At 58.5% G+C, this 16,105-nt stretch carries 15 protein-coding genes; 5 read left to right on the top strand and 10 right to left on the bottom strand.

Annotated features, from left to right (window positions below):
- Positions 1-67: 67 nt before the first annotated feature.
- Together FTE24_RS04645 and FTE24_RS04640 are read right to left on the bottom strand one after the other, a co-directional pair.
- The gene (locus tag FTE24_RS04645) at positions 68-967 is read right to left on the bottom strand and encodes a 3-hydroxyacyl-CoA dehydrogenase (protein WP_150229164.1); all 900 of its coding nucleotides are present in this window, start codon (positions 965-967) and stop codon (positions 68-70) included.
- Positions 968-1,085: 118 nt separating this feature from the next.
- On the bottom strand, positions 1,086-2,054 hold the full coding sequence (locus FTE24_RS04640; RefSeq protein ID WP_150229166.1) for an aminoglycoside phosphotransferase family protein: 969 nt from the start codon (positions 2,052-2,054) through the stop codon (positions 1,086-1,088).
- Between the two features lie 98 nt (positions 2,055-2,152).
- Here FTE24_RS04640 and FTE24_RS04635 point away from each other — a divergent pair, with 98 nt between their 5' ends.
- Entirely contained in the window at positions 2,153-2,914 is a 762-nt protein-coding gene (locus FTE24_RS04635) for a hypothetical protein (RefSeq protein WP_150229169.1), read from the top strand.
- A gap of 81 nt (positions 2,915-2,995) precedes the next feature.
- Here FTE24_RS04635 and FTE24_RS04630 read toward each other — a convergent pair whose 3' ends face one another.
- Both FTE24_RS04630 and FTE24_RS04625 read right to left on the bottom strand, forming a co-directional pair.
- The gene (locus tag FTE24_RS04630; protein WP_150229171.1) at positions 2,996-3,640 is read right to left on the bottom strand and encodes an HAD-IA family hydrolase; all 645 of its coding nucleotides are present in this window, start codon (positions 3,638-3,640) and stop codon (positions 2,996-2,998) included.
- Positions 3,641-3,769: 129 nt separating this feature from the next.
- Positions 3,770-4,675: a LysR substrate-binding domain-containing protein gene (locus tag FTE24_RS04625; RefSeq protein WP_141449878.1), complete on the bottom strand. Its 906-nt coding sequence runs from the start codon at positions 4,673-4,675 to the stop codon at positions 3,770-3,772.
- Between the two features lie 192 nt (positions 4,676-4,867).
- Here FTE24_RS04625 and FTE24_RS04620 point away from each other — a divergent pair, with 192 nt between their 5' ends.
- Genes FTE24_RS04620 through FTE24_RS04605 form a run of 4 tightly spaced genes read left to right on the top strand, consistent with a single transcriptional unit; the run spans position 4,868 to position 10,105 of the window.
- Positions 4,868-5,959 (top strand): ABC transporter ATP-binding protein, encoded by a 1,092-nt coding sequence (locus tag FTE24_RS04620; RefSeq protein ID WP_150229172.1) that lies wholly within the window; start codon positions 4,868-4,870, stop codon positions 5,957-5,959.
- 57 nt (positions 5,960-6,016) lie between these two features.
- Positions 6,017-7,105: an ABC transporter substrate-binding protein gene (locus FTE24_RS04615; RefSeq protein ID WP_150229175.1), complete on the top strand. Its 1,089-nt coding sequence runs from the start codon at positions 6,017-6,019 to the stop codon at positions 7,103-7,105.
- Position 7,106: 1 nt separating this feature from the next.
- A complete protein-coding gene (locus FTE24_RS04610; RefSeq protein WP_150229177.1) occupies positions 7,107-8,786 on the top strand; it encodes an ABC transporter permease in 1,680 nt (559 codons plus the stop codon).
- The gene (locus FTE24_RS04605; RefSeq protein ID WP_237401634.1) at positions 8,783-10,105 is read left to right on the top strand and encodes an MBL fold metallo-hydrolase; all 1,323 of its coding nucleotides are present in this window, start codon (positions 8,783-8,785) and stop codon (positions 10,103-10,105) included. The genes FTE24_RS04610 and FTE24_RS04605 overlap by 4 nt, the downstream gene beginning before the upstream one ends.
- Positions 10,106-10,250: 145 nt before the next feature.
- Here the strand turns inward: FTE24_RS04605 and FTE24_RS04600 are convergent, their stop codons facing one another.
- From FTE24_RS04600 to FTE24_RS04575, 6 genes are all read right to left on the bottom strand, one after another.
- Positions 10,251-10,913, bottom strand: a complete 663-nt coding sequence (locus tag FTE24_RS04600; protein WP_160441649.1) for an HAD-IA family hydrolase — start codon at positions 10,911-10,913, stop codon at positions 10,251-10,253.
- 617 nt (positions 10,914-11,530) lie between these two features.
- Complete coding sequence (locus tag FTE24_RS04595; RefSeq protein WP_150229181.1) at positions 11,531-12,214, bottom strand: pyridoxine/pyridoxamine 5'-phosphate oxidase; 684 nt, start codon at positions 12,212-12,214, stop codon at positions 11,531-11,533.
- A gap of 4 nt (positions 12,215-12,218) precedes the next feature.
- A complete protein-coding gene (locus FTE24_RS04590) occupies positions 12,219-13,085 on the bottom strand; it encodes an aldo/keto reductase (protein WP_150229183.1) in 867 nt (288 codons plus the stop codon).
- Positions 13,086-13,240: 155 nt separating this feature from the next.
- Complete coding sequence (locus FTE24_RS04585) at positions 13,241-14,125, bottom strand: Cof-type HAD-IIB family hydrolase (RefSeq protein ID WP_150229185.1); 885 nt, start codon at positions 14,123-14,125, stop codon at positions 13,241-13,243.
- A gap of 190 nt (positions 14,126-14,315) precedes the next feature.
- Complete coding sequence (locus tag FTE24_RS04580; RefSeq protein WP_150229187.1) at positions 14,316-15,491, bottom strand: epoxide hydrolase family protein; 1,176 nt, start codon at positions 15,489-15,491, stop codon at positions 14,316-14,318.
- Positions 15,492-15,602: 111 nt separating this feature from the next.
- Entirely contained in the window at positions 15,603-16,016 is a 414-nt protein-coding gene (locus FTE24_RS04575) for a DUF3592 domain-containing protein (RefSeq protein ID WP_141449887.1), read from the bottom strand.
- Positions 16,017-16,105 lie beyond the last annotated feature (89 nt).

Raw genomic sequence — 16,105 nt, 5'->3', positions numbered from 1 at the left:
TGAACGCGAACACGGATTCTGGTAAAAAATGGCCATACTTTGCTGATGGAACCCAAGATTTTATCGATTAAGGCTTCAAAAATCCGGGTTCCAAATAACTCGGATTCGGATACGTATAGAACCCTTCTCCGGTCGCTTTGCCGAGTTTGCCCGGATTGACGTAGTCGTTCTTGAGCAGGTCCGCGACGGCCTGATACGCTTCGTCGCCGGTATGCTCCGCGCGGGTGCGGGCGATATGGTAGGCGGTGTTGATGCCGACGATATCGAGCATGCCGAACGGGCCGACAGGAGCGCCGGTGGCAACCATCCACGTTTTGTCGATCGTCTCGATATCGGCGATACCGGTCACGAGCAGCTTTTGCGCCGAACTGAGCAGCGGAACGAGCAGCGAGTTCACGATGTAACCGGCTTGTTCTTTTTGCAGAGGAAGGGCGACCATGCCGATCTGTTTGGCGAACGCGACGACGTCATTGAAGACGTGCTCGTCGGTTGTCGCATGCTTCATAATCTCGGCGGTGTTGTTTTTCCAAATCTCGTTGGCAAAATGCAGCGCCAAAAACTGCTCCGGACGGCCGGTGGCGTGCGCAAACTGACTCGGCAGCAGCGTCGACGAATTGGTCGCGAAGATTGTGTGTGCCGGAGCGGCCTGAGCCAATTTTTGATAAAAATCGATTTTGATCTCGAGCGATTCCGGCACCGATTCGATGACCAGATCGGCTTTCGCCGCCGCCAGGGCAAGGTCGCTTTGGAACGTGAACCGCGCCATCGCCGCTTCCAATGCTTCTTCGGTTGCGCCCAGATCCGCTTGATATAGAGGCTTGAGCTGTTCGATCCGTTCTTTGGCCCGGTTCAGCGCTTCGTCGTTAATATCGTAGACCGTAACCGCAAACCCGTGAAAAGCGGTCTGAAAAGCGATCTGACTGCCCAACACGCCGCTGCCGGCGATCAAAATATTCGTATATTCCATTAGTCAAACATCTCCTGTATTTTAAAATGAACGCGTTCTATAAAAGTTGATCACAACTATATTGTATCCTACTTTTATATAAAGTCAACTTCAAAGTTTCAGAACGACATTTCAATATTCAGTCAGTCTGATCCAGCACTAACCCGGCACTATATTTCGCCCACTTGGCGAACTTGTCGGTCTGCTCCGGCGCGCAGTCGATCGCCCACCGCACCGTATCGAACGAACGCAGCAGCATAAGCTCCCGGGCTTCGGCCAGCTGTTCGGGCGAGAGGCCGTACCCTTTCGCAAACGCGCCGAACTGTTCCGCATCCGGGGTTCCGTCGCGAAACTGCGTCAGCATGAGCTGGATCACGTCGCCGTAAGGGACCGGATACACTTCCGCGCCGCCCCAGTCGAGCAGCGATATGGCGCCGCCTTCTTCGCTGTCCGTACGTTCTTCTTGGTCCACCAGCACGTTTTTGGCCGACAAATCGCCGTGGATCAAGCCGAAGCGGAACGTTTGCGCGGCCAATTTTAAGAAAATCGCTTTGGCCTGTCTTGACTGCGTCTTCGTGATCACGCCAAGCCCAAGCAGCGGGTCCGACTCGGTCAAGCTGTCGATATTGTACCGGACATACTCGTGCCAGCTGCCGTCCGAACCCGGATGCGGCGGATTCAAGAAGAGGCCGTGCGCGGGATCGCTCAGCTCTCCTCCGTATCCCTGCACCGGAATCTCATGAATGACGCGCGCGTATTCGCCGAGCCGCCGCCAGATTCGGATGTCCGCACCGGCCGTCTCCAATCCGTTCTCGCCTTCGACGAAAGATTGAAGCATATACGCCTGTTCGTCTTCGATCCCGATCGCAAGCACCCGGGGACCCGGAATGCCGGCTGCGGCCGCCTGTTCGAGACACCATTTTTCTTTGACGTATTCCGCATAAGAATCGGCCTGATTCAGACGAACGATTGCTTTGCGCCGCTCGGTGTCGACCCGGTAGACCTGATTGACGAAGCCCAAGCCGACGATAAGCGCAGCGGAAACGATCTTTTCGTCGTAAAAACGGTTGACAATCGTGGCGGCCAGCTGCTGCAGCTCTGCGGTCATGGCGTTCCCCTCCTCCTCTGTTTGAGATCAAGAACTTGTCGTTAATAATAGAAAGTCTGCGCTTCTCGTGCAAAATGTTCAGAAAGGTGGAATTTATCGTGAAATACTCCGATTCCGGGACCTCTTCTTCCGCGTTCGGCGCGGTTTCGAGGAACTTCCTGCAGCGACACAAACGCCGCATCGCGATCATTCTTTCTATTTTGGGACTGGTCGCCCTGATCGTTGTGATCCATCATTTTAACTCGAAAGGGTTCGATTTGGACGGCAGCCGGTACACTTCGCAATCCGTGCAGGGCGATACGGCCTTTTATCAAGCCCGTTTCAAGCCTCCGATTGAAGTCCGCCGCGATTCGTCGGGCCGGGAGATCCGGATCAAGGACCAGACGTACCGAATCACGGAGGGAACCTATTCGGGTTCGGAAGAAGGCGTGGATCTTGTGTACACGGTGGCTTATCCGAACGGCAGCAGCCGGCAGGCCGCCGTATGGAACGGTTTTCTCGTGAATCTCGACGGCCGCGGCGAACCGATCATCATGACGGTATCGGCTTCTTCAACCGACAAGCCGTCCGACGCGAACGGCCGCTCCGCCTATACGGCCGCCCAGCTCGTTGCGGCCGCTTACCCGCAGTTTCATGAGAAGCCCGGCAATCCGGCGATTTTCGTCGCGCTGCTGCTGTTGGCGGCTTTCGGCGGGTGCTTGTCGCGCTACCGACGGTTTCAGGACTTCCTGTTCAAGCTGCGCGGCAGCGGACTCTGGGTCCGTGATCCCGAACCGAGCGAGTTTTATTACGCCATGAGCCGCTTCGGCGGGATGGCGATCCTGGTCGGGGCATTGTTCGCTTCGCTGTTTCAACTTTAGTTTCATAATAATAATTATGTAAACAAATCTGATATCAAACAGATCAAGGTAGTCCGGAAGCAGCAACCGGACTGCCTTTTTTTATAACACTCCGGCATTAAAGCCCTGAATCGCGGTCAGCACTTCGCCGGGACGGGAAGCCATGAAATCGGGCGACATCCGGCGCATTGATTCCAGCGAATCGTACCCCCAAGCGGCCGATACCATGTTCACGCCGGTTCGGTGGCCCGCTTTGATATCGCGCAGCTCATCCCCGATATACAGCACTTCTTCCGGCTTGAGATCGTTGCGCTTGAGAAAAGCGTTGATCGCCCGGTGTTTGCCGAACAGGCTGCGCGAAGAGCGGATCTGCTCGAATTGGTCGATGCCCTGATGCTGGAGAAAAGCCCGGATATTGCGTTCCAGGTTGGAAGAAATGATGCTGAGCGGATAACCCTGGGCATGCAGCTGTTCGATCAGGTCGCCGATTCCCGGCTTGACTTCCAGCTCTTCCAGGCCGCGATGGTATCCCCACAAAATATTCAAGCCGAGTGCCGGCATCCGGTACAGCGGAATACCGAGCGCTTTGCGCCGCTGGCTGATGGATCGGCCGGCAAAAGGACCTTTGTCGTCGTCGCGGATCGGCCGATAGCCGTGCTTTTTGGCGGCCCGGTTATAGATTTTGCTGATCAGCGGCCGCGAATTGACGATCGTGCCGTCAAAGTCGAAGATGATATGTCGAATCATGATCCATGGCCTCCTTGCATGCCGGGTGTTATGGCGATCGGCCCGGCTGCTTACTCTCTTCTTGTATTACATGCAAAAAAGGGAGCTGAAACAAAAAGATCCCCTTTCTTGCGAACGATTCCGTTTTTCCTACAACGGTGTTTCTCTCAGCCAATCGGACAGATGATCCGTAAATTTCGCCAGCAGCGCCGAACGGTAGCGTTGTTTGTTCGTGACGCTATAGACGAAGCGGTTGAGGCCGATGCCCGGGATATTCCTCATCTGGAGCAGGCCGCGTTCGATCTCGTCCTTCACCGCCAGTCGGGACACGAAAGACACATGCTCGCCGAGCCGCACGGTCTGCTTGATCGCTTCCAGCGAATCGAATTCAAGGTACGACGGCAGACGCCGCGAATGGGTCTCCAGCCATTTCTCGGTCAGGCGCCGGGTACTCGATTCCATCCCGTGCATGACGAAGTAAGACGAAGCGATCTGCTCCGGCGTCGGCTCGGCCACTCCGGCAAGCTTGTGCGAAGGCGCGAAAATAAGCACGAGTTCGTCCCGGCAGATCGGTTCGGCGAGCAGTTCCGGCGATTCCAGCGAGTCGGTCGACGCGATGCCGAGATCGATCTCGTGGCGCTCCAGCATGTCCCGGACAGCGGGCGCGGTCTTGACCGACAGCGACACCTGTACGCCCGGATGGACACGCGCGAAGCGGTGCAGCACGCCGGGCAAAATATAGGTGGCGGGTACGTAACTGGCGCCGATTCGCAGGCTGCCTTTGCGCAGCGTGTCGAACTCGCTTACCGCGCGCTGCGCTTCGCCGGCCAATGCGCCGATCTTGACCGCGTAATGCTGAAGCGCGCAGCCGGCGTCCGTCAGCACGATTTTGCCCATCCGGGTCTCGAACAGCTTGACGCCGAAGTCTTTCTCCATGTTTTTCATGTGAAAAGTGACGGTCGGCTGCTTCAGGTTCAAAATTTCCGCCACCGTCGTGATCTTGTTATGTTTTTCGAGCAGCTCCACGATCTTCAGTTTGGTTAGATTCAAGTTCATCGTTCGTTGACCTTCCTTCCCTTGCGGGCCTCGCGCGCACCCTTACTATCAGTAAAATCTATGAATATTAACAGAATTCATTGGAAAAATTAATTCTGTGTTGATTTTCCGTTAATACGGGCTGCGAACAAGGACGTTAAACTGAATTTGTAAGCAGCGATGACGCTGACAGTTTACTGAAGCAGGGAAGGAATGGCCATGGACTTATACATTGAAGGATTGAGCAAAACGTTCGGATCGACCGCGGCGCTGCATCCGACGAACCTGAGCGTCAAAGCCGGCACGTTCACGACGCTGCTCGGCCCGTCCGGGTGCGGCAAGACGACGCTGCTGCGCATGATCGCGGGTCTGGAGACGCCGGATACCGGCACGATCTCGATCGGCGGCGACTCGCTGTTTGACGCTTCGCGCAAACGCAGCGTACCGGCGCACAAACGCGGGTTCGGCATGGTATTTCAGGATTTTGCGCTCTGGCCGCATATGACCGTGTTCGAGAACGTCGCTTTCGGGCTGCGCACAAGCCGCCGGACACAAGATTTGCAGGGTACCGTCACCCGGGCGCTGGACAAAGTGCAGCTCGGCGCGATGAAAGACCGCTATCCGCATCAGCTCTCGGGCGGACAGCAGCAGCGGGTCGCTTTTGCCCGGGCGGTGGCGGTCGAGCCCAAGCTCGTGCTGTTCGACGAACCGCTCAGCGCGCTGGATGCTGCGCTGCGAGAAGAGATGCGGGTCGAGATGCTGTCGCTCGTCCGGGATCTAGGCTTGACGGCTCTGTACGTGACGCATGACCAGATCGAAGCGATGTCGATGTCCGACGAGATCGTCGTCATGCAGGGCGGGCGGGTGCTGCAGCGGGGCACACCCGAAGAGATTTACGCGAAGCCGTCGGACCCGTTCGTGGCCCGCTTTATCGGTCGCTCGAATTGGATTGCCCCTTCTTCCGCTCCGGCAGACGCCGCGCAGGCTGCTGCCGATCCCGATTCGACTCTTGACTCGAACCCCGATTCGAACAGTCTCCGCCCGGAACCGCCGGGCACGCTCGCGATGTTCCGTCCCGAACATCTGCGCTGGGAACCGCTCGGCGAAGGAAACTGCGACGCGTACGAAGTCGAGATCTTGCAGTCCAGCTATATGGGAGACCGCTACGAAGTGCATGTGCAGGCCGACGGTCAGCCGGAGCGCTGGACAGCTTACCATGACTGCCGTATCCCGGCGGGCAGCCGCATGACGGTCTATCTCCCCCGCAAGAAATTGCATCGCCTGAACATTGTGCCGCACGCCTAACTTGTCGTTTGCCCGCTTTCTTTTATACTTAAATCAGATTTCCCAGGAGGAATACTTATGTGGAACCGTACTTTTACCGTAAAAACCAAACTCGCCCGTACCGCCCCGATCGCGCTTACGCTCGCTTTTGGCATGGCTCTGACCGCCTGCGGCAGCGCAGGCAGCTCGACGCCGACCGCAGCCGCCGACCCGGCCGCCGCTGCCGGAAGCACGCCGGCCAAGCAGACGCAAAGCGCCGACACCAAGCTCACCGTCTACACCGCCGGTCCCGAAGGACTGGCCAATAAGATCATTGAAGGCTACGAAGCCGAAAGCGGCGTAGACGTGGAAGTGTTCCAGGGCACGACCGGCAAAATTCTGGCCCGCCTCGAAGCGGAGAAAAGTAATCCCGCGGCCGATGTCGTCATCCTCGCGTCTCTCCCGGCTGCCCAGGGACTCAAAGCCGACGGATTGACCATGCCGTATCCGGACGCGAAAAACGCGGATAAGCTCAATCCCGACTGGTCGGATGCGGAAGGCCATTACTTCAGCGCCAGCGCTTCCGCTCTCGGCATCGCCTATAACACCAAGCTGATCACGACGCCGCCGAAGTCCTGGTCGGATCTGAGCAAGCCGGAATACAAAGATCAGGTGAACATTCCCGATCCTTCCCTGTCCGGTTCGGCGCTCGACTTCATGACCGGTTACCTGAATGCGAACGGCGATGCGGGCTGGTCGCTGTTCGAGAGCTACAAAGCGAACGGCGTAACGCTTGCCGGCGCGAACAAGGAAGCGCTCGACCCGGTCATCACGGGTGCCAAAGGCATCGTCGCTTCGGCTGTCGATTACATGACGTACAGCGCCAAAGCCAAAGGCGAGCCGATCGATATCGTCTATCCGAGCGAAGGCACCGTGATCAGTCCGAGACCGGCCGCCATCCTCAATACGACCGAACACGAAGCCAACGCCCAAGCTTTTATCGACTATCTGCTGTCCGACGAAGCGCAGCATCTCGTATCCGACGCCTACCTCATGCCGGGACGTACCGACATCAAAGCCGAAAACCGGGCCAATCTCGACGAAATTCCGCAGCTGAAGGTAGACTGGGACTGGATGAACGAGAACGGGGCCGACGTGACGGAACGGTTCCTGAAGCTGTTCAAGTAAGATGAATCTTTCTCCGACGCCAAAACCGATCCGGAGCGTGTCGGTGCTGCTGGCCCTGTTGGTCCTGACGCTCCTGATCGTGATCCCCCTGATCCAAATCTTTATCCAAAGCGTGTATCGGGACGGGGAGCTGCAGCTTGCAGCTCCCTTCCGTACGATTGCGGACGCCGATTTGGCCAAAGTGATGCTCAATACGGTCTGGCTCGGCCTCTGCGTTATCGTCGGCACGACGCTGCTGGCGCTTCCGCTGGCCTGGATCATGGTCCATACGCCGCTCGGACGCATCCGGGGACTGGAAGTGATCCTGCTCATTCCGTTCATGACGCCGCCGTATATCGGGTCGATGGGCTGGATTCTGTTTATGCAAAAAAACGGCTATCTGGAACAGCTTGTCCCGGCTCTGGGACGTATCGCCCCTTCCTTCTTCAGCTTCGGCGGCATGATCGCGATCATGAGCCTGCATCTGTTCCCGTTTCTATACCTGCTGCTGCGCGGAGCGCTGGAGCGGATCGGCGGAAGTCTGGAAGAAGCGGCTTCCGTACTGGGCGCTCCGGCGTGGTACCGGTTTCGCCGCATTGTCGTTCCGCTGCTGCTGTCGTCGTTCGGCATGGGCGCCATGCTGATCTTCGTCAAGACGATCGCGGAGTTCGGCACCCCGGCCACGTTCGGCAAGCGGATCGGCTACGACGTCATGACGTCCGAGATCCATCGGTACGTCTCCAGCTGGCCGATCGATTTCGGCAAAGCGACTTCGCTCTCTTCGCTGCTGCTGAGCGTCTGCCTGCTCATGTGGTACGTGCAGTCCGTCTTGAACCGGCGGTACACGTACAGCCTCGTCGGCGGCAAAGGCTCGCGGCGTTCCGCCGAATCCGGACGCGGCCCGGTCTTGTGGCTGGGCGGATTGTTCGTCCTGCTGCTGCTCGTGTTCTCGATCGGCATCCCCTACTTCTCTATTATCGCGGCTTCGACGATGAAGCTGCGCGGGGAAGGGCTGTCCTGGAGCAACACGACGCTCGACGCATACCGGGAGCTGCTGAGCTTCGGCACGCCGGGCATGAAAGCGCTCATGAACAGCATCTGGCTCGCGCTGGCCGCTTCGAGCATCGCCGCCGTGCTCGGCACCTGGTTCGCGCTTACGATTCGCCGTTCCAAAACGGCCGGGCAGCGTTCGGTCGACCTGCTCAGCCTGCTGCCCAATACGGTGCCCGGCATCGTGATCGTCGTCGGCCTGATCCTGCTCTGGAACTCGCCGTGGATGCCGATTCCGCTCTACAACACGGCCGGCATCGTCATCTTGACTTATGTCGTACTGTTCGTGCCTTATACGGTGCAGTACGTCAAAAGCGCGGCCGGGCAAATCGACGATTCCTTGCTGCAGGCCGGTCGGGTGTTCGGCGGCCGACCGTCGTACCTGCTGGCGCGTATCACGCTGCCGCTGATCCTGCCGGGCATGATTGCCGGCTGGACGATGACGTTCACGATCTCTTCGCGCGAATTGGTCGGCTCCCTGCTGATCCTGCCGCCGTCGATGCAGACGTCAGCCACGTTTATCTTCGCCCAGTTCGAACAGGGACAGGTATCGCTCGGCATGGCGATGGCCGTCGTGTCGGTCGGCTTCACTACCCTTATTCTCGTGATTATGGAGAGCCTCGGCTCGAAAAGAAAGTGGAATGCGCGATGATGAAATTACAGGTATGGGGCGGCGCCGGCGAACACGGCCGGTCCTGCTATCGCATTGTGGGCGAACGCTGCCGCCTGCTGCTCGACTGCGGCGTCAAAAAGGAAGAGCGCGGCCTCTACCCGCTGCTCGAACCGGCCGAAATTCCGCAGCTGACGGCCGCTTTTCTCTCCCATGCGCACGAAGACCACGCCATGGCGCTGCCCCTGCTCTACAAGCACGGGTATGCGGGCGAGATCTGGACGACGCGGGCGACGGTTCGCCAGCTGCGCAAAGGGTTCGAAGGCTGGAAGCGGTTCGTCGCTTCCCGCGGAGGAGTGCTCCCTTACGAACAGGAACATATCGACGCGATGCAGTTTCGCTTCCTCGAAGATTACGCGCCTCCGCGTCAAGCGTTCGACTGGGTCCCCTCGCCGGGTGAAGAACCGATTCGCCTCATGTGGGGACGCACGGGACATCTGGCCGGCTCCGTCTGGCTGCGGATTGAAGCGGAAGGCAAGCGGGTGTTCTTCTCCGGCGACTACAGCCGGGAATCGGCGCTGCTGGAAGCCGATTCGCCCGAAAGCCCGGAGGAGAAATCGGGCTTGTCCACGAGGATCGGCGATCTGTCGATCGTGGACAACGCGTACGGCACGGACGACGAGCCGCAGGCGTCCAAGCTGGAACGGCTGCGGACGTCGATCTTGTCCGTATTGGAACGCGGCGGGCGGACGCTGCTTCCGCTGCCGGCTTTTGGCCGCAGCCAGGATCTGCTGATCTGGGCGTGCCGGCATCTGTCGCCGTATCCGATCGTCGTCGAGCGGATCATCTGGCAGGGCTTGATGGATCTGCTCGACGATCCGCTCTGGCTGCGCGCGGAAAGCGCGGAGTCGATCCGCCGGCTGACGGAAGACTGCGTCTCCCGCCTGATCCTCGTCGACAGCGAGGAAGAACGCGCGGACGCGCTGCACCGGGAAGGTCCATGCCTTATTCTGGCGCCTGACGGCATGCTGGAATCCGCGGTCTCGCAGCGCTATCTGGAGCATCTTGCGCCAGGTGCGGATCACCTCGTCGTGCTGACCGGGCATGCTTCCCGGGGAACGAGGGCCCGAATGCTGCTCGATCGGCAGCTGCCCGGCGTGCGCTGCCGGGTCATGCACCAGTTCTACAAAGTCCATCAAGGCATCGGCGACGTCAGGCTGATGCTCGACGAAGCGCCGGCCTCGTCGGTCGTGCTGGTCCATGCGCCCGATACGGACACGCATGAAGTCTGCCGCATTTTGCGCAGCGAAGGCCGAACCGGCCTGTTCTCGCTTACGCCGGGCATGGAAATCGTCATTTGACCGGCTGATTGACTTGAAAAAGCCCGTTATCCCTCCAGAGGGATAACGGGCTTTTTACTTGATTTTCGACGTTATTTTTGAGGAAGAGATCCAAAGCAAATGCAAAACGAATGCTTGCTTGAAAACTTAAAATAACGCTTACATTTTACAGTGCGCCTGCCGCTCTCCCTGCGCTTGCGTTGAACCCTTCGATCGCCGCCGAGACTTCGCCCGGGTAAAATGCCATAAAGTCGGGCGAGAAACGTGTCATCAGTTCCGACGAATCGTAGCCCCAGGCCGCCGCGATCATCTTGATGCCCGAACGCTGGCCCGCCTGGATGTCGCGCAGCTCGTCGCCGATATACAGCGCTTCGCGCGGATGCAGCTTGTTGTCGCGCAGGAACGAATGGATAGCGCGGTGCTTGCCGAACAGGCTGAAGCACGAGCGGACCTGCACGAACTGGCTGATCTCGTTATGACGCAGGAACGAACGGATATTGCTCTCGAGATTGGACGAGATGATGCTGAGCTGGTAGCCCTGCGCGTTCAACTCCCGAATCAGGTCGCCTACGCCGTCTTTGAGTTCGAGTGTTTTGATCTTCCGGCGGTACTCCGAGAACAGCTGGAAGCCGAGAAACGGAAGACGATACAGCGGAATGCCGAGCGTCTTGGAACGTTGGCGTATGGACAGACCGGCAAATGGCTCCGACGTATCGTCGCCGATCGGTTGATAGCCGTGCTTGGCCGCCAGGCTGTTGTACAGCTCGACAATAAGAGGCCGGGAATTAACAATCGTTCCGTCGAAATCGAAGATCACATGCCTAATCATAGTCCATACCTCCTCTGGAAATGTGTTCCTGTCCTCTTTATCTTTATATAACCGTTTTCTTGTCTTATTCTCTATTATAACGGATTTCGCGGACGAATAATGAACAATATCTTTTAATTTCGAATTATTATTTTGCAGCCGGCCTACAAAACGCAGCTTTTCGCTCGTTTTCTCCGAAATAGCTGCGTGAGAACATCTATTTTGCTTGGTTATGCGTGCGCGGAGTCGAATAACTGCGCAGGAGCACTTATTTCCGGTCATAACTACCGCAAGCCTTCTTTTTTCGCAAAATAAATGGATGTACGCAGCTATTCGACGTTTTTGCAGTTTGTGGACTCAAATAAGTGCTCCTGTGCATTTAATGATTTTGAACTTTCGAATCAGGTCGTGATTGTGCCTTAATCGGGTCGTATGCCAGAAGAGGTTCGAAATTGTCCGAAGGTTGTGTGTTATTCCCGGCACGCGCACGCAACCTTTCGGCACGCCAAATAACCCGGTCCGCCAAGCGGCTCCGGGTTATTTGATTTTTCGTGACTGCACGCTTTTACGTGACTGCATGCCTTTATGTGACTGCACGCCTCATAGTCACCGCATGCCTATCTCTGGCTCAATCTGGCTCAAGGCCACAACAATCCGTGTTCCCACTGACCGTTTTCGCCGAGCCTATACTGGACCCGCGTATGTTTGCGATCCGCATCCGCCTGCCAGAACTCGGCTTCTTCGAGCTGCAGCGCGAACAGCCGCCACAGCGGCGTGACCGCGTCCGCGTCCTGCCGCAGAATCTCCCGCTGCTCGGCGAGCGCCTGATCCAGCTGCGCTTTGCTATCTAAGCGCTCGCTCTGCCGGCCGAGCATGGCAAGTGCCCGCGCCTCGGTCCCGCGCCGCCGAAGATCGTCGGCCCCTTCCTGCGCCCCGGTATCCGTGACGGTGCCGCGCAGGCGGATCTGCCGGCCGAGCGCCGGCCAATAGAAGGTCAGCGCCGCATGCGGCACCTCCTGCAGCTGTCGGCCTTTGCGGCTCTCCAGCCCGGAAGCGAAAAAGAACGTTTCGCCGTGCACATCTTTGAGAATCAGGACCCGCGCGTCGGGCCGCCCTTCTTCGTCGACGGTAGACAGCGTCGCGGCATGCGGTTCGGCCGCTTTCTCCCCGAGCGCCTGCTCGAACCAGTTCAGGAACAGCTCGCCCGGCCGATCCGGCAGCGCCGACGTCTCAAAAGGATCGAACGGGCCTTCCAACGATTTCAGTCCCCGAAACAGCGGATTCCGGTTGTCTTTGCCGCCGCTCGGCTTAGAGTCGCCCATCGGCTTAAGCCAGATTGCTGAGCGTCTCGAAATCTTCGTCGCTCAGCTGCAGGCCGGCTGCTGCCATATTGTCTTCCAGATGGGCGACGGACGACGTGCCCGGAATCGGCAGGATCGCCGGCGACCGTCTGAGCAGCCAGGCGAGCGCGATTTGGGCCGGTTTGGCGTTCAGGCGCTTGGACATTTCGTCCAGCGGTCCTCCGTCTCGGGCCAATTCGCCGGTGGCAAGCGGGAACCACGGGATGAAGGCGATTCCGCCGGATTCCGCTTCTTCCAGCACGTCTTCCGCTTTGCGGTTCGACAGATTGTACAGGTTCTGTACCGATACGATATCGGTAATCTCGCGCGCTTCGCGCAGCTGTTCGACGCTGACTTCGCTCAGCCCGATATGCCGGATCTTGCCTTCCTTGCGCAGCAGTTCCAGTTCGCCGAGCTGGTCGGCCAGCGGCACTTTCGGATCGATCCGGTGCAGCTGGAACAGATCGATCCGCTCCAGACCGAGCAGTCTCAGGCTCATCTCCGCCTGCTGGCGCAAATATTCCGGACGTCCGACCGGACGCCAATCGTTCGGGCCCGAGCGGGTCAGGCCGGCTTTGGTGGCAATGACCATATCGTCGCTGTACGGATGCAGCGCTTGGCGGATCAGCGGTTCGGCGACCGCCGGGCCGTAAGAATCGGCGGTATCGATAAAGTTGACGCCGAACTCGGCGGCGCGCTTGAGTACGCGGACCGCTTCGTCGGGATCTTTCGGATCTCCCCAGACGCCGGGACCTGTCAGCTGCATCGTGCCGTAGCCCAGCCGGTTGACCGTCATGTCGCCTCCGATCGTGAAAGTACCGGATTGAGCGGCGTTTACGTTCGTTGAAGTCATGGAATCGCTCCTCTCAGATTAGAAGAGGCATCCGGCACGTACGCCCGGATGCCGTTACCCTTTCTTCATTACCCGCCGCAAGCCGACCGCAATCTAAAGCCGCGGGCCGGCCGGGTCTATTCCATAATGCTATTCCGTCAACCTATTCCATGATCCTATTCCGTAATCAGCCCGTATTTGACGAAACTGCGATACAACCCGTCTTCTTGAATCGTGCCGGTCACGTGGTCGGCGACCGCTTTCAGTTCGTCCCGCGCGTCGCCCATCGCGATGCCGACCGCGCAGTATTGCAGCATTTCCATATCGTTCAGCCCGTCGCCGATCGCGATCGTGTCGGCGACCGAACGATTCAGGTGCACGAGCACGTCGGCGATCGCGACCGCTTTGTGCACGCCGGGCACGGCCAGTTCGCCGCTGTCTTTGCCGAAGATCGGCACGGTGCATTGCAGCACTTCGAATTCGCCTTCGAACTCGGCCTTGATGAGGTCGAACGGTACGTCGCTTTCGAGGAAACACACTTTGTTCACGTCGCTTTTGTACAGATCGGTCTCCCCGTAAGTGAGCGCGCCGAGAAACGGATGCGGGGCGCGTTCGAACTGTTCCCGCGCGCCGGGGTCGTTGGCGACGTCGCCGTGGATCAGCGCGATCAAGCGGTCTTGCAGATTGCGGCTGGCGTACAGCCCGGCATTGGATTCCAGATAGAAGTCAATCCCGTGCCGTTCGAAAAAGTCTACCATATGCCGCACGTCCGCCGCCGATACCTGTTTGTGGTACAGCATCTCCCCGCCGCATTCGACGTAACCCCCGCCCGCGCCGATCAAGCCGTCGAAGCCGATCTCCCAGATGACGTCGTAGATCTCGGGCTTGGAACGTCCGGTGCACAGGTAGAGCCGGTGTCCGTTCGCGCGTGCCTGCCGGCAGGCCGCAATCGCGGAAGGAGGAACGATTCCGTAGTCGTCGACGAGCGTTCCGTCAATATCGATAAACACCAATTTGGATGAAGCTTCCGCGGTATGTCTTTGATCGGTTGAATAGGTCATGATTAATGTACCTCCCGGTTAGAAAATAGGACTGGAAAAAGGATCGGCGCTTGGCCGACACTCCCTGCTTCCTAACCGTACAGGCTGGAACGCGTCTCACGTCAAGCTTTTCTCAACAGTCGGATCATTCTCTCCACGATCTGATTATTCTCTCGACGCTCGGATCATTCGCCTGCGGGAGCGGAAGGCGTCAGGTGCGGATTTTGCGGAAAAACTCGATGATGTCGCCGCTCAGCAGCTCCGGTTGTTCCAACGCCGCAAAATGGCCGCCGCGGTCGAACTCGGTCCAATGCCGGACGTTGTATTTTTCTTCCGCCAAAGCGCGAATCGGATACGATACGTCTTTGGGAAACATGGCGACGCCGAGCGGAGGCGCCTCCTTCGAAGACAGCCCTTCCGGCAGCGGCGGCTTCTGCGTATGCATCTTCTCGTAATACAAACGGGCCGAAGAACCGGCGGTCGCCGTCAGCCAATAGATCGTGACGTTGGTCAGTAGACGGTCGCGGTGGATCGCTTCTTCGGGCAGCCCGGTCTTGTCTGTCCATTCGTAAAATTTCTCGATGATCCACGCCAACTGCCCCGACGGCGAATCGGTCAGCGCGTAAGACAGCGTCTGCGGACGGGTTCCCTGCTGCACGGAGTAGCCCGACTGCTCTTTGGCATAATGTTTCATTTTGTCGAGCTGCTCGCGGTCCCGGGGTTTGAGCTTGGCCAGCTGCTTCGGATTTTCCGGCGGCGGGGTCATCAGCATGTTCACATGGACGCCGACGACGCTGCCCGGGTCGCGGGCGCCAATCTCCAGCGAGATCACAGAACCCCAGTCTCCGCCCTGCGTGCCGTACCGTTCGTAGCCGAGCCGCTTCATGAGGGTGACGAACATACCGGCGATCGCTTTGTCATCCAGACCCGCCTGCGAAGTCGGACCGGAGAAGCCGTAGCCCGGCAGCGAAGGAATGACCAGATGGAACGCGTCCGAAGCCGGCCTCCCGTATTCCTGCGGACGGGTAAGCGGACCGATCAGGTCCAGAAATTCGACGATCGAACCGGGCCAACCGTGAAGCAGCAGCAGCGGCAGCGCATCCGGCTCCGGCGAGCGGATATGCAGGAAGTGGATGTTCTCCCCGCCGATCTGCGTCATGAACTGCGGATAGGCGTTCAGTTCGGCTTCATGTGTGCGCCAATCGTAGCCGCTGCGCCAGTAATCGGCCAGCTCGCGCATATAGCTCAGCGGCACGCCGTAATTCCAGCCGCCGCCCGGCGCTTCTTCCGGCCAGCGGGTATGGGACAGACGCTGCTGCAGGTCGTCAAGATCGCTTTGCGGAATATCGATCCGATACGGTTGAACGATCGGTTGTTCGTTTGGCATGAGGGTTCCTCCCGTTATGTCGGATTTGGACGTTCTTTTCTTTTCACCCTGTCTTTTTACCCCGAATCCCTGCTTTTTCGTCACGCAAAAAAAGGCGCCGAAGCGGCACCTTCACAGAAGAAGCGCGAATCCGACGGCCAGAAAAACGACGCCGAGCACGATCGGGCCGGTCTGCTTGCGCAGCGCGTCGGTTCCGCCCAAAATTTCGAACGCCGCGGTATGGTCGGGCCGGTAATGGACGTCGACCTTCGCGCCGATCGGCGGCTGCGGCGACGGGTTTCCGACCTGCGACACCTGCTCGATCGGGCCGGCGCCGGCATCGAACCGGACGACCGGATAATATTTGATGCCGGTACTGCTTCGTTCGAATCCGGTATCCGCCAATTCTTCGTAACGGACGATCTGTCCCGGTACGGTATGTTCGCTTTGCGCAAGTTTGCGCTGCCGGGCGCCGGAATACAGCCCGAATGCGATAAAAGCTGCGCCGAGTATCCAAAAAATGATTTCGCTGCCTGCTCCGTTCAAACGATTCCCTCCCCCCGGTGTTCGGCGTTTATGGCGTTTATTCGGTAACTTACCTCAGAAAACACGTTTCCAATCATTTCTTTTTTTCA

Origin of the sequence: Saccharibacillus sp. WB 17, assembly GCF_008634075.2 — a bacterium.
GTDB lineage: Bacteria > Bacillota > Bacilli > Paenibacillales > Paenibacillaceae > Saccharibacillus > Saccharibacillus brassicae.
The sequence above is the reverse complement of the archived record's forward strand: the minus strand, read 5'-3'. Positions and strand labels throughout refer to the sequence as shown.